At 64.7% G+C, this 18,770-nt stretch carries 23 protein-coding genes and 1 tRNA gene; 15 read left to right on the top strand and 9 right to left on the bottom strand.

What is annotated here, in order from left to right; genetic code table 11:
• The first annotated feature begins 46 nt into the window (after positions 1 to 46).
• From JDV76_RS03565 to JDV76_RS03505, 13 genes are all read left to right on the top strand, one after another.
• Positions 47 to 244, top strand: a complete 198-nt coding sequence (locus JDV76_RS03565; protein WP_198735512.1) for a helix-turn-helix transcriptional regulator — start codon at positions 47 to 49, stop codon at positions 242 to 244.
• Entirely contained in the window at positions 241 to 747 is a 507-nt protein-coding gene (locus JDV76_RS03560; RefSeq protein WP_198735511.1) for a hypothetical protein, read from the top strand. Before JDV76_RS03565 ends, JDV76_RS03560 begins: the two co-directional genes overlap by 4 nt.
• A 10-nt stretch (positions 748 to 757) precedes the next feature.
• The gene (locus JDV76_RS03555; protein WP_198735510.1) at positions 758 to 997 is read left to right on the top strand and encodes a hypothetical protein; all 240 of its coding nucleotides are present in this window, start codon (positions 758 to 760) and stop codon (positions 995 to 997) included.
• Between the two features lie 15 nt (positions 998 to 1,012).
• Positions 1,013 to 1,357, top strand: coding sequence for a hypothetical protein (locus JDV76_RS03550; protein ID WP_198735509.1), 345 nt, complete (start codon positions 1,013 to 1,015; stop codon positions 1,355 to 1,357).
• A gap of 169 nt (positions 1,358 to 1,526) precedes the next feature.
• Positions 1,527 to 2,078 (top strand): hypothetical protein, encoded by a 552-nt coding sequence (locus JDV76_RS03545; RefSeq protein WP_198735508.1) that lies wholly within the window; start codon positions 1,527 to 1,529, stop codon positions 2,076 to 2,078.
• Positions 2,075 to 3,625 carry a DUF3631 domain-containing protein gene (locus tag JDV76_RS12870; RefSeq protein WP_198735507.1) on the top strand — a complete coding sequence of 517 codons (1,551 nt, stop codon included), beginning with the start codon at positions 2,075 to 2,077 and terminating at the stop codon, positions 3,623 to 3,625. The genes JDV76_RS03545 and JDV76_RS12870 overlap by 4 nt, the downstream gene beginning before the upstream one ends.
• Entirely contained in the window at positions 3,622 to 3,825 is a 204-nt protein-coding gene (locus tag JDV76_RS03535; RefSeq protein ID WP_198735506.1) for a hypothetical protein, read from the top strand. Before JDV76_RS12870 ends, JDV76_RS03535 begins: the two co-directional genes overlap by 4 nt.
• Positions 3,822 to 4,214 carry a helix-turn-helix domain-containing protein gene (locus tag JDV76_RS03530; RefSeq protein ID WP_198735505.1) on the top strand — a complete coding sequence of 131 codons (393 nt, stop codon included), beginning with the start codon at positions 3,822 to 3,824 and terminating at the stop codon, positions 4,212 to 4,214. The genes JDV76_RS03535 and JDV76_RS03530 overlap by 4 nt, the downstream gene beginning before the upstream one ends.
• Positions 4,183 to 4,701, top strand: a complete 519-nt coding sequence (locus JDV76_RS03525; RefSeq protein ID WP_198735504.1) for a hypothetical protein — start codon at positions 4,183 to 4,185, stop codon at positions 4,699 to 4,701. Before JDV76_RS03530 ends, JDV76_RS03525 begins: the two co-directional genes overlap by 32 nt.
• Positions 4,702 to 4,703: 2 nt before the next feature.
• Positions 4,704 to 5,045, top strand: a complete 342-nt coding sequence (locus JDV76_RS03520) for a hypothetical protein (RefSeq protein WP_198735503.1) — start codon at positions 4,704 to 4,706, stop codon at positions 5,043 to 5,045.
• Position 5,046: 1 nt separating this feature from the next.
• Positions 5,047 to 5,946: a major capsid protein gene (locus tag JDV76_RS03515; protein ID WP_198735502.1), complete on the top strand. Its 900-nt coding sequence runs from the start codon at positions 5,047 to 5,049 to the stop codon at positions 5,944 to 5,946.
• A gap of 33 nt (positions 5,947 to 5,979) precedes the next feature.
• The gene (locus JDV76_RS03510) at positions 5,980 to 6,345 is read left to right on the top strand and encodes a capsid cement protein (protein WP_198735501.1); all 366 of its coding nucleotides are present in this window, start codon (positions 5,980 to 5,982) and stop codon (positions 6,343 to 6,345) included.
• 9 nt (positions 6,346 to 6,354) lie between these two features.
• A complete protein-coding gene (locus JDV76_RS03505) occupies positions 6,355 to 6,888 on the top strand; it encodes a hypothetical protein (RefSeq protein WP_198735500.1) in 534 nt (177 codons plus the stop codon).
• A 722-nt stretch (positions 6,889 to 7,610) separates the two neighbouring features.
• Here JDV76_RS03505 and JDV76_RS03500 read toward each other — a convergent pair.
• The 6 genes from JDV76_RS03500 to JDV76_RS03475 all read right to left on the bottom strand — a co-directional run bounded on the left by JDV76_RS03500 (position 7,611) and on the right by JDV76_RS03475 (position 12,341).
• Positions 7,611 to 7,687: transfer RNA gene (locus JDV76_RS03500), tRNA-Leu, on the bottom strand.
• Positions 7,688 to 7,738: 51 nt separating this feature from the next.
• Positions 7,739 to 8,695 carry a Ppx/GppA phosphatase family protein gene (locus JDV76_RS03495; protein WP_198735499.1) on the bottom strand — a complete coding sequence of 319 codons (957 nt, stop codon included), beginning with the start codon at positions 8,693 to 8,695 and terminating at the stop codon, positions 7,739 to 7,741.
• Positions 8,692 to 9,249 carry a DUF501 domain-containing protein gene (locus tag JDV76_RS03490; RefSeq protein WP_198735498.1) on the bottom strand — a complete coding sequence of 186 codons (558 nt, stop codon included), beginning with the start codon at positions 9,247 to 9,249 and terminating at the stop codon, positions 8,692 to 8,694. Before JDV76_RS03490 ends, JDV76_RS03495 begins: the two co-directional genes overlap by 4 nt.
• Positions 9,250 to 9,296: 47 nt before the next feature.
• Complete coding sequence (locus JDV76_RS03485; RefSeq protein ID WP_198735497.1) at positions 9,297 to 9,872, bottom strand: septum formation initiator family protein; 576 nt, start codon at positions 9,870 to 9,872, stop codon at positions 9,297 to 9,299.
• A gap of 155 nt (positions 9,873 to 10,027) precedes the next feature.
• On the bottom strand, positions 10,028 to 11,305 hold the full coding sequence (gene eno / locus JDV76_RS03480; RefSeq protein ID WP_198735496.1) for a phosphopyruvate hydratase: 1,278 nt from the start codon (positions 11,303 to 11,305) through the stop codon (positions 10,028 to 10,030).
• Positions 11,306 to 11,552: 247 nt separating this feature from the next.
• Positions 11,553 to 12,341, bottom strand: a complete 789-nt coding sequence (locus tag JDV76_RS03475; RefSeq protein WP_198735495.1) for a lytic transglycosylase domain-containing protein — start codon at positions 12,339 to 12,341, stop codon at positions 11,553 to 11,555.
• Between the two features lie 186 nt (positions 12,342 to 12,527).
• On the opposite strand from JDV76_RS03475, the gene JDV76_RS03470 reads away from it, so the two are divergent.
• A complete protein-coding gene (locus JDV76_RS03470; RefSeq protein WP_198735494.1) occupies positions 12,528 to 12,956 on the top strand; it encodes a hypothetical protein in 429 nt (142 codons plus the stop codon).
• A 96-nt stretch (positions 12,957 to 13,052) separates the two neighbouring features.
• Positions 13,053 to 13,571 carry a hypothetical protein gene (locus JDV76_RS03465; RefSeq protein WP_198735493.1) on the top strand — a complete coding sequence of 173 codons (519 nt, stop codon included), beginning with the start codon at positions 13,053 to 13,055 and terminating at the stop codon, positions 13,569 to 13,571.
• Between the two features lie 40 nt (positions 13,572 to 13,611).
• Here the strand turns inward: JDV76_RS03465 and JDV76_RS03460 are convergent, their stop codons facing one another.
• The 3 genes from JDV76_RS03460 to JDV76_RS03450 form a co-directional block, all read right to left on the bottom strand.
• Positions 13,612 to 14,241 carry a MazG nucleotide pyrophosphohydrolase domain-containing protein gene (locus tag JDV76_RS03460; RefSeq protein WP_198735492.1) on the bottom strand — a complete coding sequence of 210 codons (630 nt, stop codon included), beginning with the start codon at positions 14,239 to 14,241 and terminating at the stop codon, positions 13,612 to 13,614.
• A gap of 22 nt (positions 14,242 to 14,263) precedes the next feature.
• A complete protein-coding gene (mfd, locus tag JDV76_RS03455; protein ID WP_198735491.1) occupies positions 14,264 to 17,947 on the bottom strand; it encodes a transcription-repair coupling factor in 3,684 nt (1,227 codons plus the stop codon).
• Positions 17,948 to 18,019: 72 nt separating this feature from the next.
• Positions 18,020 to 18,721 (bottom strand): TetR/AcrR family transcriptional regulator, encoded by a 702-nt coding sequence (locus JDV76_RS03450; protein ID WP_198735490.1) that lies wholly within the window; start codon positions 18,719 to 18,721, stop codon positions 18,020 to 18,022.
• Positions 18,722 to 18,770: the final 49 nt, after the last annotated feature.

The following is an 18,770-nucleotide window of genomic DNA, read 5'->3' as shown; positions in this document are numbered from 1 at the left end:
AGCACAGGAGTCCGATTCTGTGCGTTTTTGAACGAGAGGAAGTCTCATGTCCCCAGTTTCCCGCCCTACGATCACGGTCGAAGAAGCGGCCGCGGTGCTCGGCATCTCCAAGTCCAGTGCATATGCCGCGATCAAGCGGAACGAGTTCCCGACGCCGGTCATCAAGATCGGTGGCCGCTACGTCGTCCCCACCGCCCCACTCCGCCAGCTCCTCGGAGTTGACGCCCCGAAGGAGGCAGCGTGATGCAGCGTCCGAAGAAGACCGCGCCGATCGCTACGTGGCGTGAGTACGCCGCTTCGCTTCATGTCGACACCAGGGGCATGAACAAGCAGGAGATCCAGGCCGCGACGGCCTCCGATGACACCCGGGTGGGAAAGGGTGCGGATGCTATCCGTACCCCTGACACGCCGGCCGGAAAGGGTGCAGAGATATTCCGTACCCCTGACACCACCGACCAGGAAAAGGATCCACGTTCCGCGTGGACCCCTGACACCAATCAGAAGACGAAGGGTACGCAGACGTCGCGTACCCCTCTCGACCCGGACAGCCCTATCGGTTTCGACATCACCGCCGTCACCCCGGGCTACACCACATCCGTCGAGCAGCGACTCCACGCACACCTGTGCCGAGACCTCAGCCGAATCATCGACCCCACGGTCTACGACATCGGAGGAATCGCCGACGAGCTCATTGAAGGTGCCACCGCATCCGCCTGGCACGTCAACTTCGACATCTACCGCAGATAGGAGTCCCCTCGTGGACACACACCCCAGCTATCAGTGCACCGGGATTCCCGGCATCGGCACGCTCCGCCTGTACGACGACGGCCGGATTCTCCTCGGTGACGACACCCGCATCACTCACGAGCAGCTTGCCGGGATGGTTCTGATGCTCACCCGCGCGGCGTTCGCATCCAGGGACATCATCGTCGCCGGCACTCTCCGCCGGGACCACGAGCAGACCAGTCAGCTCGAGGCCCTGGCCGACTTCAACTAGAGACAAGGACCAATCATGACCCCAAACACGGAAAAAGCCCGTGCAGCAGCGGCAACTGCGAACACGGGCAACATCCCCAGCGGACTCGAAAACCGAAGGAACACCACCGAGACTACCAGTGCCCGGCGTCGAGATGAAGACGCCAACCACCGGTTCAAGCACATCGCGTTGGACTACTACGACGACGGCATCGAGTGCCTGTGCGGTTTCTTCATTGAGACCCGCGCCCCGAAGTCCAACATGTCTCCGACGTTGACCCGGCCCCTTGAGGTCTGCCCTAGCTGCGCATTCCTCCGGCTATCGGAGTACGACATGTTCCCCGACACCCTGCCGCGAGCGCGAGGTGAGAACCGTGGCTGAACTGCTGACCTTGTTGATCTGCGGCGCTTACGTCTCGGTTCCGATCGTCGTTTGTGAAGCAATCACCTCCTATCGAGAACGCAACTGTCACACCAACTAGCCCAATCACTACCCACCCGCCCCGGTCGGTTCCACCCAGCCGGCCGGGGCGGGGAGAAAGGAAAACCTGTTGCGAGACTTCGAGAAGGAGCGCAAGCAGCACATCATGGACTATCTGCGTTGCCTGATGCGGATGAACAGCACCACGGCACGCGACAAAGCCTGCTACGTGCACCTCGATGACTACGGTGACTGCTGGCAGGCCCGCACCATCCACGAGGCGATCACCACGGTCGCAGCGGCCAACATCACCGCCGGGCACCCCACTCAGCGGCTTCTGACCGCAGACATCAACGCCCGTCTGGTTTCCTCCGGGGCGATGACGAACACCGCTCTCGCCCGGTTCTGGCATGAACTGGTCAGCCCCACCAACCCGGAGGACAACCCGCAGCCGGAGCCGTGGCGTAGCCGGGAGCTTGCCGCCCGCATCACCGAGGACCATTTCCGGTTCGTGTGGCACGAGGCCCATACCCTCACCGAGGACATGGCGTTTACCGCGCCGATTGAGACGCTGACCGAGAAGCTGCGCCTCGACCGGGAACGTCTCCTGGCGATCCACAACCGCATGGTCACCACGACCCCGGGGCGCGCCCTGCACGCCGTGGGAGGTGACGCCGCGTGAGTGATAACGCCACCGTCGACCTGGCCGCGGTCCTCGACGGGATCACCGAGTGGATCAACCGGTACACCATTTTCCCCACTGAACACTGTTGCCCGACGCTGGCGTTGTGGGCAGCGCACACCTGGGTGTCCCAAGCCTTCGATGCGACTCCCCGGTTGGTGTTGTCCTCGGCGGTGCCGGGATCGGGGAAAACGCGAGTCCTCGAACTGCTCAACGGGGTCTGCCACGACGCCCAGTACACCCCGAACATCTCCCCGGCGGCGCTCTACCGGAGCATTTCCAAGGACAACGCTTCAGGGGTTGCACCGCTGACGCTGTTGTTCGACGAAGTGGATGCGATCTTCAGCCAGAAGAACAGTACGCAGAACGAAGATCTCAGAGGGCTACTTAATTCCGGGTACAAGAAGGGTGCGCAGGTGATGCGGTGTGACGGGCCCAACCTCGAAGTCGTGCGGTTCACCGTTTTTGCCCCGGTTGCCCTGGCCGGGTTGGTGGGCAATATGCCGGACACGATCACCACGCGGGCGATCACGATTCATATGAAGAAGAAGGCCCCCGGAGAGCGTGTGGAGCCGTACCGGATCAGAGAAGCCCGAGAGCAGATCCGCGAGGTCAGTCAAGCGCTTGAAACATGGTCTGCCGGGGCCGTGGAACGACTTGAAGCCGCCCGTCCGGATCTTCCCAGGGGCGTCCAGGATCGGTCGGCCGAGGTTTGGGAGCCCCTAGTTGCGATTGCCGATGAAGCCGGTGGGCACTGGCCGGCCACGGCGCGTGCGGCATGTCGATCCTTCGTGTTCGACGGCAACCGCCGTGAACCAACCCGGCCGGAGGAGCTGCTCTTCGATATCCGGGAGATCATGGGCCACGGCACCGACACGTCCCGCGCCAAAGTGGACCGGATCTCCACCCGTGATCTCCTGGCCGAGCTGAACAAGCTTGAGGAGTCGGGGTGGTCCGCCTACAACAACCGCGACGGGATGACGCCCCGGGAACTGTCCCGGATGCTTCGCCACTACGACATCCGGCCGGTGACCTACCGGGAGGCAAACGGGTTCAGCAGGACCGCTAAGGGGTATGTCACCTACAAAAACGACAAACAGGACGGGTTTTTCGAGGCGTGGGCCCGCTACCTCCCCCCGGCCCCTTCCTCAGAATGCGTAACAACGGAAACATCGGTAACACCGCAGGTCACAGGCACGGAATCTGTTACCGGATCAGGATCTGTTACCGAAACACCCGGACACGCTGTTTCCGCTGTTCCGGTAACACCCTCGAAAGAAGTAACAAAAAACAGCGCCTCTACCAGCACTGTTACCGATGTTCCCGATGTTACCGACCTGGCAGGTATAGGCGAGGGGGAGCGGATGGTCCTCGATGCCTTATCGGAGACTCCGGTGGGCGTCGGCATCGTCATGAAGTCGGTTCCCAAGCCACTGAAAGCCACTGTCCCTGACGTCCTCCAGGCCCTTGAGGAACGAGGGCTAGTCATCAGTCAACCCGATCAGGGCACCTACGCCCTGGCCGACCGAAAGGAGGACGCGGCGTGACTTCTCCGCTTATCAAGGCGCGGTCCCGGATCACCGGATACAAGTGGTCCAACGCCACGATCGCCGTCACCTCACGGTCAGCAACCCGGCACCCCAAGCGCATCGGAATCCACATCGACGGCCGGCTCGTTCTCGAACTACGCGCCGGACAGGCCACCACCCTCATCAACACCATCGCAGACACCTTGGAGCACCCATGACCGAACCCGCAAGCCAGTACATCCCCGCCGGTTACTTCCTCATCTCCCCGGGCCACGCACGAATCGTCCGTCTGCTGATCAACGAGGTCCGGAGGTTCAAGGGCCGGGAGGGCGTGACCACCAACCAGGAGGTGTTCGAACTCGAACGAACCCTGAAACGTGACCCGATCCTCACAACCTCACACCGGAATAACGTCACCGACGAAACTCACCTGTATGAGTTCATCGACACGAAGAAAGCCGCCGACATCCTCGGCATCACGCCCCACGGCGCAGCAGAACTGGCACGCCGCGGAACGGTCACCGGGCACAAAGACGGGGGACAGTGGCTACTGGCATCTGATGAAGTCCAGGCCCGTGCCGAGCGTCGCCGTAACCAGGCAGCCTGACGGCAGCTACACCTTCGCCAACGTTGAACTCGTCCGCGCGGGAACATGGCGCGCCTCGACCGGGCCGATCACCATCACCGGTGACGACCTGGCCGCGGCCGTGGCATTCCAGGACAGTGACTTCTTCCGGATCCCGCGCGTGAAGATCGGCCACGTCGACGACCAGCCCGGGCAACCCGCCTGCGGCTTCGTCGACCGGCTACGGCTCTCCGATAGCGGAGACGTCCTGATCGGTGACCTCGTGGATGTTCCCGAGAACCTGGCTAAGTGCATGCCGACACAGTTCCCTGAGCGCAGCATCGAGGCCGTCACCGACTACCACGACGAATCAGGAACCCGGCACAGTCTCGTGATCCTGGCCGTGGCGCTTCTCGGACTCGAACAGCCCGCGGTGGCCGGTCTGAACACACTCCGGGGGCTTAGCCTCCCCGATCATCAGGGCCCGCCGACCGGCTGGGTCCGCCCCCAACACCGAAAGGAACGCTAATCATGCGCAACATCGACCGAACCAATCCCTACAACTACCCGACTGTCCACGACGACGTGAACGGGTGGCTGTACGCCTGGAAACGTATCTGCGCCCCGAAGGGATCCGAGGTCTCGAAGTTCTATTCCTCCTCGGACATGCTGTCCTTCGCTGACGGCTACATCACAGCCCTCGAGGACCTCGGATACAGGACCCCGGACCTGAAGCCGGGGGTCATGGGCACCGAAGAGACCACCCTCTACAACCTTGAGGCCCGCACCAAGACGATCACCACTGATACCTACGACACCGAGGGCCAGGTCATCGACACCAAGACGACCACCGAACCGATGGAGGCCAACTAGCATGCCGCTCTACCCCGGAAACACTGATCTCGCCAGCAACGGATCAATCACCGTCGACCAGGCGCTCAACCACCCCACGGTCATCACCGAACGCATCAACGAACTCGTCGGCCCCGAACTGCTGGCCGACACCGTGTTCAGTTCCATCGGTGCCCCGGTCACCGGAGGCGCGGTGATCTACTCGCCGGTCACCGAAAAGCACCTGTTCACGACCAACGACGTCGAGGACCGCAACCCCGGTGACGAGTACCCGCACGTCTACTTCGACCGGCCCGGACAGGAACTCGCCCGCGTCCAGGACTTCGGAGGCAAGTTCGATGTCACCGACGAAGCGCGGCGCCGCAACCAGTCCATCGACTTCGATGTTCAGGTCACCGCCCTGGCCAACACCATTCTCCGCAAGCTCGACACCCGGGTCATCGAAACCCTCGAAGCCGGCCTGAAAGCCCTCGACGACAACGGAGAAGTCGCCGCGAACGACTGGTCAGCCCTCGTGTTCGACGGCCCCACCGAAGGGCTCACACCCACCGGTAAGCGCCCCACCGCCGACTTCGCTATGGCACAGCTCGCAGCGGACCTCGACGGGTTGAACACCACCTACTCGATGCTGATCCTCAACCCCCGGCAGCGCGCCAACCTCGTCGCGGCCTACGGCCCGGACCTGTCACGGGTGCTTGAGTCCGCGGGTCTGACGATGAGAACCAGTCTCGCTGTCGCCAGTGGAACCGGCTACCTCGTCGACCCCGGGCAGGTCGGGTTCATCGACTACGAGCAGAACCTCACCACCGAGACGTGGGATGACCGTGAACACCGCAAGACGTGGGTGCAGTCCTACTGCATGCCGGTCATGGGAGTCACCTCCCCGCGCGCTATCCGCAAACTCACCGGCCTGGCCGGCTGATCCTGAAAGGACACCTACATGTACACAAACCCCATGCGTGACATCTACAGCCCCGGAACCGACATCACCTGCCGGGCCACGACCGCGGTGACCGGTAAGCGGTTCGCCGAGATCAGTGGCGACCGGGCCGAAGGCAAGATCAGTATCACCACCGCGACACCCGGAGGGCACATCTGCGGAGTCATCAAGTACAACGCCAAGGCCAACGAGCTCGTCGGTATCGCCCGCGGATCCTCCAGGGTGGTGACCGTCACCGCCCAGACCGCGATCACGGCCGGTGCCCGCGTCGAGGTCGGAACCGACGGTAAGGCCACCGTCCATGCCAGTGGTGTTCCGGTCGGCTACGCGGTGTCCACCGCCAAGGCTGACGCGGACGCCGAGATCAGTCTCTACAACTAGGAGCCACACATGAAGCTGACCAAGCCCTTCGGGCGCACCCTGCACATGCTGTCCACCGCCCCGCAGGACATCGACCCCGCCGACCAGGACGATGAGGCGACCGGCACCGACGAGAACACTGTCGTCGAGTTGACCGTGGACCAGTGGAACCAGCTGTGTGCCCTGGCAGGCGTCGACACCGACACCACCCCGGACGCGGCCATCGAGGCCCTCGGTGGTCTGCTGGCCGACCAGGACGATGCACACAGTCTGACGGTGCGTGTCGATCGTGGAACCCTGACTGAACTGCAATCCGCCGCGGCCTACGGGATGCAGGCCAAGGCCAAGGAACAGGACGCTGAACGGGTGGCGTTCGTCGAGGACGCCATCAAGCGCCACAAGATCAGCTCGGCTGGGCGTGACATGTGGATCAAGCGGATGCGCGCCGACGAGGACGTCACCCGGAAGATGCTCTCCGAGATCCCCGACGAGACATTCCCGGTCGTGGAGATCGGGCATAACGCCCCCGTCGACGACGACTACAGCCCGAGCTGGGTCCGCTGACCGGAGCACTCTCACAGGTATCCGTGAGATGAGAACAGGCCCCCGGGTCGTGCCAACCAGCACACCGGGGGCCTTCTCCTGTGCTCCCAGGACAACCGCCCGCAGCCTGCGCACCCACCACCGAGCGGACTTCCTGACATTTCTGTCACAAACCCCCGCGCCGCTTCTTACTACCGCTAGTAAAAGGCGGATCTTCGTGACGCCACGAACCCGCGGGTAGAAGCTCCCCGGCACCGGGAGGCTTGCCCTACGACGGCAGGGGATATTCCCGCCTCCGGCAAGATCCCCACGACCAGGACACCCCGGCACGAGTTATTCCTAGATCTAGGAAACCGTGCCCCGGCAGGACGTTGAAGGGCTTTTCCGAGCCCCTCGATAATCTCCGCCTGGTACGGGGCCCTGACTCTTCCCCGGCCTCCTCGCAGTCAGCCCTTCTCTCCCTCCGACCCTCTTTTCACCCGATCGGTCGGAAAGTTTGAAGCACCCTGTAAAAATCTCTTGACTGTGAGCGGGCCGGGGTGGAGTCAGGCCGTGGTACGGGCTTCAGATTTGTTGGGGTGGGTGGTTCCGGGCCGTTCCGCTCCTCGTCGTGCCGCTCTCGGTTTTCGGTGGCGTCAACGAAAAGTGTCCAGGCAACACGGGCCTGTGGCACGCATTATCTGGACACTTTATGGACACCTCGACCGCTTATCGCTGGCGATCTAGGGTGTTTTCCCTGCTCATGGTGCCCCCAGTGGGACTCGAACCCACACTGCGCGGATTTTAAGTCCGCTGCCTCTGCCAATTGGGCTATAGGGGCGTACCGGCACAGTTTAACGCACCGGTGGAGGCGTTCCTTCCCCGACCGCCCCTAATCCAGCTCATCGGCGAGACCGGAGATGATGCCGTCGAGGATGTCTTTCTCGGAGACCACCAAGGAGTCGGCTCCCGCGACGTCGCGGGCGAAGTCGATGATTCCCTGGACGACGACGGACCCGCCGCCGAGGACGTCCGCGCGGCCCGGGTGGATGACCGGATTGGTGGCCCGCTGTTCGGAGGTCTCGGCGATGAGGTGGTCCGTGAGAACCTTGAGTGCGTCGAAGCGGAGAACGGAGCCGTGGATCGCGCTGGCGTCATAGCTCTCCAGCCCCAGGGCGAGTGCGGAGAGTGTCGTGAACGTTCCCGCGCAGCCCACGAAGGTACGGGTGCGGTCTGCGGGGACAATGGCCCGGACCTGATCCAGGCGCTCCGCCACGTATTCGCGGGCGATCTCAATCTCGGTGTCGGTGGCCGGGTTCGAGCGCATGATCCTCTCGGTCACGCGGACGCAGCCCATCTGCGCCGAGTGGCTACCTAGGATCCCGTCGTCGATGGTGCCGACGACGAACTCTGTGGAACCGCCCCCGAGGTCAATGACGCAGAACGGGCCGGTCTCCGGGGGCAGATCGGCGACTGCACCGCGGAAACTGAGCGCGGCCTCCTCCTCGCCGGTGATGACCTCGGCGACCGCCCCGGGTTTGATCCGTCCGAGGAGCTGGCGCGTCATCCGGAAGAAGTCCTCCCGGTTGTGGGCATCGCGGGTGGCGGACGTCGCCACCATGCGGACATCGGCGACGCGTTCGATCTCCATGATCTCGACGTAGCGTTCGAGGGCCGCGCGGGTTCGTTCGAGGGCCGCCGGTGAGATCTCGCCGTTGGCGTCGACGCCCTCGCCGAGCCGGACGATCTCCATCGCCCGGTGGATCTCGCGGGTTTGCCCGCCGCCGACCTCGCAGATGAGGAGCCGGATGGAGTTGGTTCCGCAGTCAATTGCTGCGAGGCGGGTCATTTCCGCACCTCCGCGTGAGTGAAGTCGAACCGGTCGATGTCGATGCCGAGGTCGGCGCAGGTGGGCCAGGTGGCGGGGATGGCGGTGCCGCGTAGCCCGGCGTGTTCGGCGGCCAGGGCCACCGCCTCGTCGCCGAGCCGAAAGTGCCCCGCACCTTCGGCTAGGGCGTAGGCGATGAGGACGTGGAGGCACTTGACGCGTTCCGGCATCCCGCCGCCGGAGAAGTCGGTGCCGAGGTCCTCAAGGGCGTTGCGCCGTTCGAGATAGTGTCGGTGAGCCGCATCATAATCGGCGGCGAGCGTCATGTCGTCCTTGAGCCGATCGCTCATCCACTTCATGACGTGGGCAACCTCGAGCCGTGACGCCTCGGCGGTGAGCCGGGGGTCGGTGAGGTAGTACAGCGTCGGGAACGGTGTCCCGTCGGGCAGTCGGGGGGTGGTCATGATCACACCGGGTGCGCCATCCGGGCACCGGTAGGCGATGTCGATGACTCCGCGGGGTTCGCGGCCGAGTTGTTCGGTCACCCGGGCGATGTCGGCATCGTTGACTGTCATGGGTGTGTTCTCCTTGTCGCCCCGGGCTGCGGGGGTGGTCAGGTTTGTCAGTCCGGGGGTGCGGGAACGGGGATGGATTGCCCATCCGGCGGTGGGGGCACGACGGCCGGTGGGTTGCCCTTGGAGTTCTCGTCGAGCGGTGCGGATTCCATGGCGGTACCGGGGAGAGTGACCTCGGCGTCCTGGTCGGCGACCGAGTTCCACAGTACCTCCCACCAGGGGTCACTCACCGTCGGTGTGGCGTCCTCCTCAGCACCGGTGGTGGCCGTGGAGGTGGTGATTTCCGGATCGATGATCCGGAAGGGGGTCTCCCCCGGTTCGATGACCCCGAGACGCTGCCGGGCCTGTTCCCGGATGTACGCCTCGGAGCGGTACTTCTCGATCTCGTCGATGAAGGCGTCGCGGCGTTCGGTGCGTTCAGCGATGGACGCACTGATGCGGGCGATCTCCGCGCGCTGCTGGAAGTAGTTGCGCACGGGGACCGCGAGCATGACGAGTACGAGGATGAGGACGATGATCAGGATGGCGACCTGAAGTGCGCTGAACCGGCCGTGGGTTTCGCGCGCGCGCGATAGGGCCGCCCGCCCGCCGGGCCGCCGCTCTGACGTTCTGCGGTTGGTCACGGGTACCCGTTTCCGCCGCATGTGCGCTTGATTCACCATTGTCCACCGATCCTACCGCGCCGGAGCACGCGGGTGCGAGCCCCAGAACGAGAACAGGCCCGGACACCCCCTTCGGCGGGGTATCCGGGCCTGTTACTGCGCTTCAGCGCCGGGTGTTACTTCTTGAATCGCGGGAACGCGGAGCGGCCGGCGTAGCGTGCGGCCGGACCGAGCAGCTCCTCGATGCGGAGCAGCTGGTTGTACTTGGCAACACGCTCGGAGCGGGCCGGGGCACCAGACTTGATCTGGCCGCAGGACAGCGCGACGGCGAGATCGGCGATGGTGGTGTCCTCGGTCTCGCCGGAACGGTGGCTCATCATGCAGCGGTAGCCGTTGCGGTGTGCCATCTCGACGGCGTCGAAGGTCTCGGAGAGGCTACCGATCTGGTTCACCTTCACCAGCAGAGCGTTGGCGACATCGTTGTCGATACCCTTCTGCAGGCGCTCCGGGTTGGTGACGAAGAGGTCGTCGCCGACGATCTGGACCTTGTCGCCGATCGCGGCGGTGATGGCCTTCCAGCCCTCCCAGTCGTCCTCATCCAGCGGGTCCTCGATGGAGACGATCGGGTACTTGGCGACGAGCTCGGTGTAGACCTTGCTCATCTCCTCGGCGGTGAGCTCGCCACCCTCGAAGTGGTACTTGCCGTCCTTGTAGAACTCTGAGGCGGCGACGTCGAGCGCCAGAGCCACGTCCTCGCCCGGGGTGAAGCCTGCCTTCTCGATGGCCTCGACGATGAGGTCGATGGCTTCAGCGGTGGAGCCGACGGAGGGCGCGAATCCACCCTCGTCACCCAGGCCTGTGGACAGGCCCTTCTCCTTAATGACCCCCTTGAGTGTGTGGTAGACCTCCGCACCCATGCGCAGCGCCTCGGCGAAGCTGGAGGCGCCGATGGGGGCGATCATGAATTCCTGGCAGTCGACGCCAGAGTCGGCGTGGGCACCGCCGTTGACGATGTTCATCATCGGGACGGGGAGGAGGTGGGCGTTGGGGCCACCGATGTAGCGGAAGAGCGGGAGACCGGCGGAATCCGCGGCGGCGTGGGCAACGGCCATGGAGACGCCCAGGATGGCGTTCGCGCCGAGCTTGGACTTGTTCGCGGTGCCGTCGGCGTCGATCATGACCTGATCGATCTCACGCTGGTCGTCGGCTTCCATGCCTGCCAGCTCATCGACGATGGTTTCGTTGACGGCCTCAACCGCCTTGAGGACACCCTTGCCCTGGTAACGGTCGCCGCCGTCACGCAGCTCGTGTGCCTCGTGGACGCCGGTGGACGCACCGGAGGGAACAGCCGCCTTGCCTGCGGAGCCGTCGGAGAGGACGACCTCACACTCGACGGTCGGGTTGCCGCGGGAATCCATGATCTCGCGGGCGAATACGTGCATGATCTCAGCCACAGTGGCCTCCTATGCCTTTTGGGTGATGCTTCGATTGTCGTTCTACGTGGCGCCGCACAGGCCCTCAACCGGAACACACCACCCGGGCGGTACCTCACACAACCGGAAATAACCGGGCGTTTTAGGGAGATGTGCCCTGGAGGAATCTGATGGTCGGCGACCATGCGGAACGCTCACCATCAATTGTTCCATGAAATCTCCGGACGTGCCGCCGGACCACGCATCCCGGCACGACGGCACACGGATGTCACACGGGTGGTTGGCGGAGCGCGTAGGCCGCCGCAGCGTCCCGGACCTTGATCAGATAATCGGCGGAGTTGTTGTAGGACCGGATGGCCTGCGTCCATCCTTCCGGGGTGGCGAGGTCACGGTCGTGTGCACAGAGCAGTCGCGCGGACGCGAGGGCCGCATCATCGATCTGCTGGGGGTCCGCGACCCCGTCCCCGTCGGCGTCACGCCCATAGATCCGCCAGGAGGAGGGGATGAACTGCATCGGGCCGACCGCGCGGTCAAACTCGGTGTCGCCGTCGAGTTGGCCGCCGTCGGTGTCCGGCACCCGGGCGAGGCCGGGGCCGCCGTCCAGGGGGACGCCAATGATCGGGGGATCGACGACCCCGCTCCCGCCGATCCGGGAACCTCCGAAGAGTTTCCCGGAGTAGGTTCCGTGGCGGGTCTCGACGTGGCCGATTCCAGCGAGGGTGTTCCAGGAGAGGTGACAGTTCGGCCAGCTTTCCTGGGCGATGAGGGCCGCGTTACCGTACGCCTGTACCGCAGCGACGGGAATGCCCGTGTCCGCGGCAAGCGGCTCGGCCCAGAAACCGAGCTTGAGTGAGGTCCTACCTGGGGCATTCACGTCGATCTGCGGGACTGCCTCCCCCACCGCGGGGGGCACATTGTCGGGAACAGGCTGCAGCTGCCTGATCGGACTCGGGCCATCGAGGAAGGACAGGATCCAGCCGACGAATGCGACGACCATCACCACGGCCAGGACCGAGGTGAGGCCGGCAACGAAGGTACGGCGGACTGCGGAACTCATAGCGGCGAATTCTACCCATGGCACTCGCCGGGAGCGCCACCACTCCAGACCACATGCCCCACCAGTCCCCCTGATCACTTTCCTTCACATCAGTAACGGTTCGGGCTACAGTTTCAACCACCCCCGTTCGCCGGGTACCACACGAAATCCCCACCGAAGAGAACCATGAGAGAAATCAGGAGAATCATGTCCCTCAAACGCACCCTGACCGCAGCCGTCACCACCGCCGTCATCGCCACCGGGTTTGCCACCCCGGCATCCGCGGCCCCGTTCGGCGCCATCGGACTTCTCCTGGGGACGAACACCGCCGCAGAGGTGTCCTGCTCCGATCTCGGGGTTCTGCTCCGCAGCACCAACATGATCACCGAGACAACCACGGCACGTGAACTCACCGGCAACCTGACCACTGCGGGTGACCGGCTCGTCGAATCCCTGGGACTCCAGGGAACCGCAAACCTCATCACCGCCAAGACCGCCGGTGATATCACGAGCCGGGCACGGGAATGCGGACTCGTCAAGCCCGACCCGATCGACGACGCGCTCGCAGCGATCGGCAGCTCGGACTTGTCTCGCCAGCTGCCGGTGCTGAGCTCCGCCATCAAGCTGGTCAACTGACGGTCCACAGTCCTCACTGTCCGAATACCCCGAAACGACGCGGGGTTTTCGGATAGGGTGGCAGCACGTCCCCGAATAGCCCTCATGAGGAGCAGTATGTTCAGCAAACGCCTTTTCGCCATAGCGACGACGGTCGGCATCGCGGCCGCAGGCCTGGCGACACCCGCGTCCGCCAACGAGACAGAATTCCGCGGATTCCTCTTCGGGGACATCGCGGCGTCGGCGATCCCGTGCGAAGACGTCGATAGCGTCCTCACCGACGCGGGCATACTGAAGAAGGACATGACCGAGAGCAGCCTACGTAAGGCGATCAATGACAAGAACACCGCGATCATCCAGCAGCTCTATGGCTCGCCCGACGCAACCGAACCGGTCTCCGAGAACCAGGCCAAGGAACTGGCCAAGCGCGCCAAAAAGTGCGAGCTGGTGAAGAAGGAGGATACCGACACCGCCGCGATCGATGGTTTCGGTAGCTCTGGGATCACCAAGATCCTCGAGTCCCTGGTGAAACTGCTCAAGGCCCTGAACCCGGACAAATTCCACCTGGACAAGATCCTCGGGTTTGCGGCCCCCGCAGGAAACGCCCCGGCACTCAGTTCCGGCCTGCCGCGGTAACCGTTCACTGACCACGGGAACCGGGGCGTGACCGACGACGTCACCCGCCCCGGTTCTTGGCCGCCTGCCAGATCTCCTCCTGCCGCCCGGTCGTCACCATGGTGGTCGTCCCGTCGAACAGATAGGGCGCCCTGCGGCGAAGTTTGGACGTGAAGGAGTCGGCGACGTCGTCGAAGTCGAAGTCTCCCCTTCGCGCTGCGATCTCCGCGTGAAAGAGCACCTGCAGCAGCACGTCCGCCAGCTCCCCGCGGAGTTCCGTCGCGGTACCGGTACCGTCCGCATGAGCCCGGGCCGCCCCATCGAATTCCTCGGTCTCCTCCCACAAATACGGAAGCAGACTGACGTGGTCCTGACTGCTCTCCCATTCCCCGATCCGGAGGGCCCTGGCCATCACCGCCCTGGCCGCAGCGATCCCGGATGCCCCGGGACCCCGGAAGCTCTCACCCGCCGCGAGTCGACGCAGCGTCTCCGGTGAACCGGGATCCGTGTCCACCCAGACCGTCGCCTCCACCGGGGGCCGTGTCCGCAGTCCGTGACCCAGCATGATTTCCCGCACCGATTCGGGAACGGAGTCACTGAACGCGACGGTGTCCGCCGCCGTGCCGGCGGTGGTGATCACCTCGGCGGGAATCAGCGTGGGGGATGCGGGATCGAGCAGGAGAACCGTCATGCAGACATCGTAGCGGCGCGGCTCAGCCCCCGATCGAGATGATCCCGGGTCGCCGCTCGCCTGCATCGGCCTTCCCGCCGGTGACGTCCATGGCCGGCGCATCGAACATCGCACTGAGGAAGTCCGCACACCACTGGATGAGGGCGACATCGCGCAGCGGCGGGTCGGTGACCTTTCTGCCCGCCTTCGGGAAGCTCAGCTGGATCGCCTTCGCCGCGGCCCGGTAGGTCGATCCCGGGTAAAGGCGCTTCAGCCGGACCTGCTTCGAGTCCGGCAGGTCGACCGGGTGCACCTTGATCCTGGTGCCCTGGACCCCGATGTCGGTGATCCCCGCAGCGCGGCACTGGTGCCGCAGGCGAGCAACCGACAGCAGCCGCTCGACCTCCACGGGAATGGGGCCGTAGCGGTCCTCCATCTCCTCCACCGCGAGCCGCAGGTCCGTCTCCGACTGGGACTGGGCGAGTTTGCGGTAGACCTCGAGCCGCAGCCGCTCGGAGTTGATGTAGTTCTCGGGGATGTGTGCGTCGATGGGGAGATCGACCCGGATCTCCTTCGGAGCCTTGTCCGTCGCGTCCAGCGGTTTGCCGTCGGCGATGGCGCGGTACATCTCGACGGCCTCACCGACGAGCCGGACGTAGAGGTCGAATCCGACGCCGGCGATGTGTCCGGACTGTTCCGCACCCAGCACGTTGCCCGCACCCCGCATCTCCAGGTCTTTCATGGCGACGGCCATGCCTGCCCCGAGGTCGTTGTTCTGCGCGATAGTGGCCAGCCGGTCGTAGGAGGTCTCCGTGAGCATCTGCCCCTTCGGGTAGAGGAAGTACGCGTAGCCACGCTCCCTGGAGCGGCCCACCCGGCCACGCAGCTGGTGCAGCTGGCTCAGTCCCATGTGGTGGGAGTTCTCGACGATGAGGGTGTTGGCATTGGCGATGTCGAGGCCGGTTTCGACGATGGTGGTGCACACCAGCACGTCGTATTCGCGGTCCCAGAATCCCTGGACGCTCTGCTCGAGCTGTTCCTCCGCCATCTGTCCGTGGGCGACGACGACCCGGGCCTCCGGGATGAGCTCACGCAGCTGCGCGGCGCGCTTCTCGATGGTCTTGACCTTGTTGTGCACGTAGAACACCTGGCCGTCACGCAGCAGTTCGCGGCGGATCGCCGCGGCGATCTGCTTGTCCTCCTGCGCGCCAACGTAGGTGAGCACCGGATGCCGGTCCTCGGGCGGGGTGAGGATCGTCGACATCTCCCGGATTCCTGCCATCGACATCTCGAGGGTCCTCGGGATCGGGGTTGCCGACATCGTCAGGACATCAACGTGGGTGCGCAGTGCCTTGATGTGTTCCTTGTGCTCTACACCGAAACGTTGCTCCTCGTCGACGATGACGAGTCCGAGGTTCTTCCAGCTCACACCCGTCTGGAGCAACCGGTGGGTGCCGATGACGACGTCGATCGTTCCGTCCTTCAGCCCCCGGAGGATCCGCTTTGAGTCGGCGCCGGAGGTGAAACGGGATAAGCACTCGACGGTGACGGGGAATCCGTCCATCCGCTCAGTGAAGGTGGCCATGTGCTGCTGGGCGAGCAGCGTCGTGGGCACAAGGACGGCGACCTGGCGTCCGTCCTGGACCGCCTTGAACGCCGCTCTGACGGCGACTTCGGTCTTGCCGTATCCGACGTCGCCGACAACGACCCGGTCCATGGGCACGGGCTTTTCCATGTCCTCCTTCACGGCGTCGATCGCGAGCATCTGATCCTCGGTCTCGACGTAGGGGAAGTTGTCCTCCATCTCCCGCTGCCAGGGGGTGTCCGGGGCGAACGGGTGCCCCGGGGACCCCTGCCGCTTCGCGTACAGCTCGATGAGCTCGCCGGCGATCTCCCGGACGGCGGACCGGGCCTTCTTCTTGGTGTTCTTCCAGTCCGAACCCCCCATCTTCGACAGGGCAGGCTTCTCCCCACCGACGTAGCGAGACAGCAGGTCGAGAGAATCCATCGGGACATAGAGTTGATCGCACGGGCCGCCGCGTCTGGACGGCGCGTACTCGATGACGAGATACTCCCGGCGCGATGTGCCGTCGCCGGTGGTGATCGTCCGTTCGGTCATCTCCACGAAACGGCCGATGCCGTGGGATTCATGAACGACGAGGTCACCGGGTTTCAGTGCCAGCGGATCAACCTTGTTCCGGCGCTTGGCGGGCCGCCGCTTCGCGCCGGCGATGTCGCCGACGCGGTTACCGGTCAGGTCGGTCTCGGTGATCACGACCAGTGGGAGTGCAGCCGCGTCCTTCAGTTTGCGGACCTTCGGGAATACGAGCCCGGCATGGCTCAGGGCTTGGTAGAGCGTGACCTCGCCTGGGGACGGCTCCCAGCCCGGTGTCGCCACGTGGGTGGGGATCCCGTTCTCCCGGAACCTCTCGGTCATGCGTTTGATCGGTCCGGTGCCCGGCGCGATGAACGCCGCACGTCCGCCCGCCCGGGTGTGTTCGAGGAGCAGCGCCATCATGGCGTCGATCTCCTTCAGGTCACCCCGGGGAGTCGGTCCGGCGGCGAACTCGAGCGGGAGTGTCTCCGCCTCGGTGGCGTCACCGAGCATCCCGGCGGGTCCGAACGTCCACCACGGTGATCCGACGGTGCGGGTGGAGGCCTTGAGGGACTCCCAGGAGCGGTAGGACCCGGCGGATAGGTCGAGGCCCTCGGCTGCGACGGGACCGGTCGCGCCCATCGCTGCGGCCTCCCAGCCTGCCGCGAGGAACTCGTCGTCGGTAGTGATCAGGTCGTCGATGCGGGTACGGATCTTCTCTGGAGCGCAGGCGAGAACGTGGGTCCCCTCGGGCATCAGTTCCGGGAGACTGACCAACGGGGTGTCGGTGAGTACCGGGATCAGCGCCTCCATCCCGTCTGCGGGCTGCCCCTCACCGAGCGCTGTGAGCAGTTCAACCAAGGTTGCGTTGCCCGGGTGACTGACAGCGAGTTTCCGGGCTCGGTCAGCCACAGTGGTGTCGACGAGCAGCTCACGGCAGGGGTAGATCTCCACCGCTCCTACCTCGAGTTCGGAGATGGTGCGCTGGTCGGCGACCGAGAACTGGCGGACATCGGTGATCTCGTCTCCCCAAAATTCCACGCGTACCGGGTAATTCAGGGTCGTGGGGAAGATGTCGATGATGCCGCCGCGGGTCGCGAACTCGCCCCGCCGCGCGACCATGTCAACGTGCTTGTACGCGCGGCCCACGAGGTCGCGGACAAGGGTGTCGAAGTCGTACTCCCGTTCCTCGGCGAGAACGACCGGTTCACGTCCGGCGGCGGTTTCGAGCACCGGCTGGCAGAAACCCCGGGCCGCAGTAACGATGACGCGCAGGCGCCCCACGGAGAGATCGTGGAGAACCTTCGCTCGACGTCCAACGGTGTCCACCCCGGGGCTCAGACGCTCGTGCGGGAGGGTCTCCCAGGAGGGGAACCACGCGGCCTTCTCCCCCAGCATCGCCCCGAGTTCAGCGGTGAGGTCCTCGGCCTCCCGGCCGGTCGCGGTGACGACCAACAGCGGTGCGTGGTGTGCGAGGGTACCGATCATCCACGGGCGGACCTGGTCGATTCCCGTCACGTGCAGTCGAGGTTCCCCGACTTGGCCAACCAGCCCCTTGAGCTTCGGGTCGGTGGCGGCGACCTTGAGTAGGCCCGCGAGCGCAGGGGTCGACGCGGACGGTTTCTCGGGCAAAATGGCTCCTGACGTGACGTTTCGGAGCAGTGTGCCCCGATGCTGATGATTCTGGTGGACGCGCCGGACGGGCTATCGTCCGGGCTCTTGCCCAGGCAGGGTTTCCCCGGTGCTCCCGGTGTCACCGGTGGTACCAACGGCCCCGGGCTCTGGGGGCTCCACCGGCGTGGACATGGTACGCAGTTGGGGTGTGGCAGCCATCCCTGCCAGGCCGTTCCAGCAGAGATTCACGATGTGCGCGGCGACCTCTTCTTTGGGGGGTTCGCGAACGTCCAGCCACCACTGGGCGGTCGTTGAGACCATGCCAACCAGCGCCTGACCGTACAGCACGGCGTAGTCCGGGTTGAGCCCCGACCTGGTGAAAGCGTGGGCAAGGATGTGCGCCACCTGTCCCACCGCGTCATTGAGCATCGTGGAGTAGCTGCGTTCGGCACCGGGGATCAGATCGCGGACGAGAATCTGGAATCCGTCTGTGTGTTCCTCAACGTAGCTGAACAGTGCGAGGACGACCCGTTCGATGCGTTCCCGGGACCGCCCGGTGGATAGCGATCCGGTGATCAGTGCCTCGAGCCGAAGCATCTCCCGGTCGACGACCACAGCATACAGTCCCTCTTTACCCCCGAAGTGCTCGTACACGACGGGTTTGGACACGCCCGCTCTGGCCGCAATCTCCTCGACACTGGAGGCCTCGAAACCACGCTCAGCGAACACTTCCCGACCGACGCTGATCAACTGCTCGCGACGCTGTTTGCTGGTCATCCGCTGTCTCACCATGGTGACGATCCTACCGCCCCTCCCGAATCGAAATACCGCAGTCCCATAC

Origin of the sequence: Corynebacterium marambiense, from assembly GCF_016342275.1 — a bacterium.
Taxonomy (GTDB): Bacteria; Actinomycetota; Actinomycetes; order Mycobacteriales; family Mycobacteriaceae; genus Corynebacterium; species Corynebacterium marambiense.
The sequence above is the reverse complement of the archived record's forward strand: the minus strand, read 5'-3'. Positions and strand labels throughout refer to the sequence as shown.

What these genes read in the sequence shown, in the direction of transcription:
- JDV76_RS03565 (WP_198735512.1), top strand. Translation starts at nt 47, where the DNA reads ATGTCCCCAGTTTCCCGCCCTACGATCACGGTCGAAGAAGCGGCCGCG.
- JDV76_RS03550 (WP_198735509.1), top strand. Translation starts at nt 1,013, where the DNA reads ATGACCCCAAACACGGAAAAAGCCCGTGCAGCAGCGGCAACTGCGAAC.
- JDV76_RS03530 (WP_198735505.1), top strand. Translation starts at nt 3,822, where the DNA reads ATGACCGAACCCGCAAGCCAGTACATCCCCGCCGGTTACTTCCTCATC.
- JDV76_RS03520 (WP_198735503.1), top strand. Translation starts at nt 4,704, where the DNA reads ATGCGCAACATCGACCGAACCAATCCCTACAACTACCCGACTGTCCAC.
- JDV76_RS03515 (WP_198735502.1), top strand. Translation starts at nt 5,047, where the DNA reads ATGCCGCTCTACCCCGGAAACACTGATCTCGCCAGCAACGGATCAATC.
- JDV76_RS03510 (WP_198735501.1), top strand. Translation starts at nt 5,980, where the DNA reads ATGCGTGACATCTACAGCCCCGGAACCGACATCACCTGCCGGGCCACG.
- JDV76_RS03505 (WP_198735500.1), top strand. Translation starts at nt 6,355, where the DNA reads ATGAAGCTGACCAAGCCCTTCGGGCGCACCCTGCACATGCTGTCCACC.
- JDV76_RS03495 (WP_198735499.1), bottom strand. Translation starts at nt 8,695, where the DNA reads ATGACCCGCCTCGCAGCAATTGACTGCGGAACCAACTCCATCCGGCTC.
- JDV76_RS03490 (WP_198735498.1), bottom strand. Translation starts at nt 9,249, where the DNA reads ATGACAGTCAACGATGCCGACATCGCCCGGGTGACCGAACAACTCGGC.
- JDV76_RS03475 (WP_198735495.1), bottom strand. Translation starts at nt 12,341, where the DNA reads ATGAGTTCCGCAGTCCGCCGTACCTTCGTTGCCGGCCTCACCTCGGTC.
- JDV76_RS03470 (WP_198735494.1), top strand. Translation starts at nt 12,528, where the DNA reads ATGTCCCTCAAACGCACCCTGACCGCAGCCGTCACCACCGCCGTCATC.
- JDV76_RS03465 (WP_198735493.1), top strand. Translation starts at nt 13,053, where the DNA reads ATGTTCAGCAAACGCCTTTTCGCCATAGCGACGACGGTCGGCATCGCG.
- JDV76_RS03460 (WP_198735492.1), bottom strand. Translation starts at nt 14,241, where the DNA reads ATGACGGTTCTCCTGCTCGATCCCGCATCCCCCACGCTGATTCCCGCC.
- JDV76_RS03450 (WP_198735490.1), bottom strand. Translation starts at nt 18,721, where the DNA reads ATGGTGAGACAGCGGATGACCAGCAAACAGCGTCGCGAGCAGTTGATC.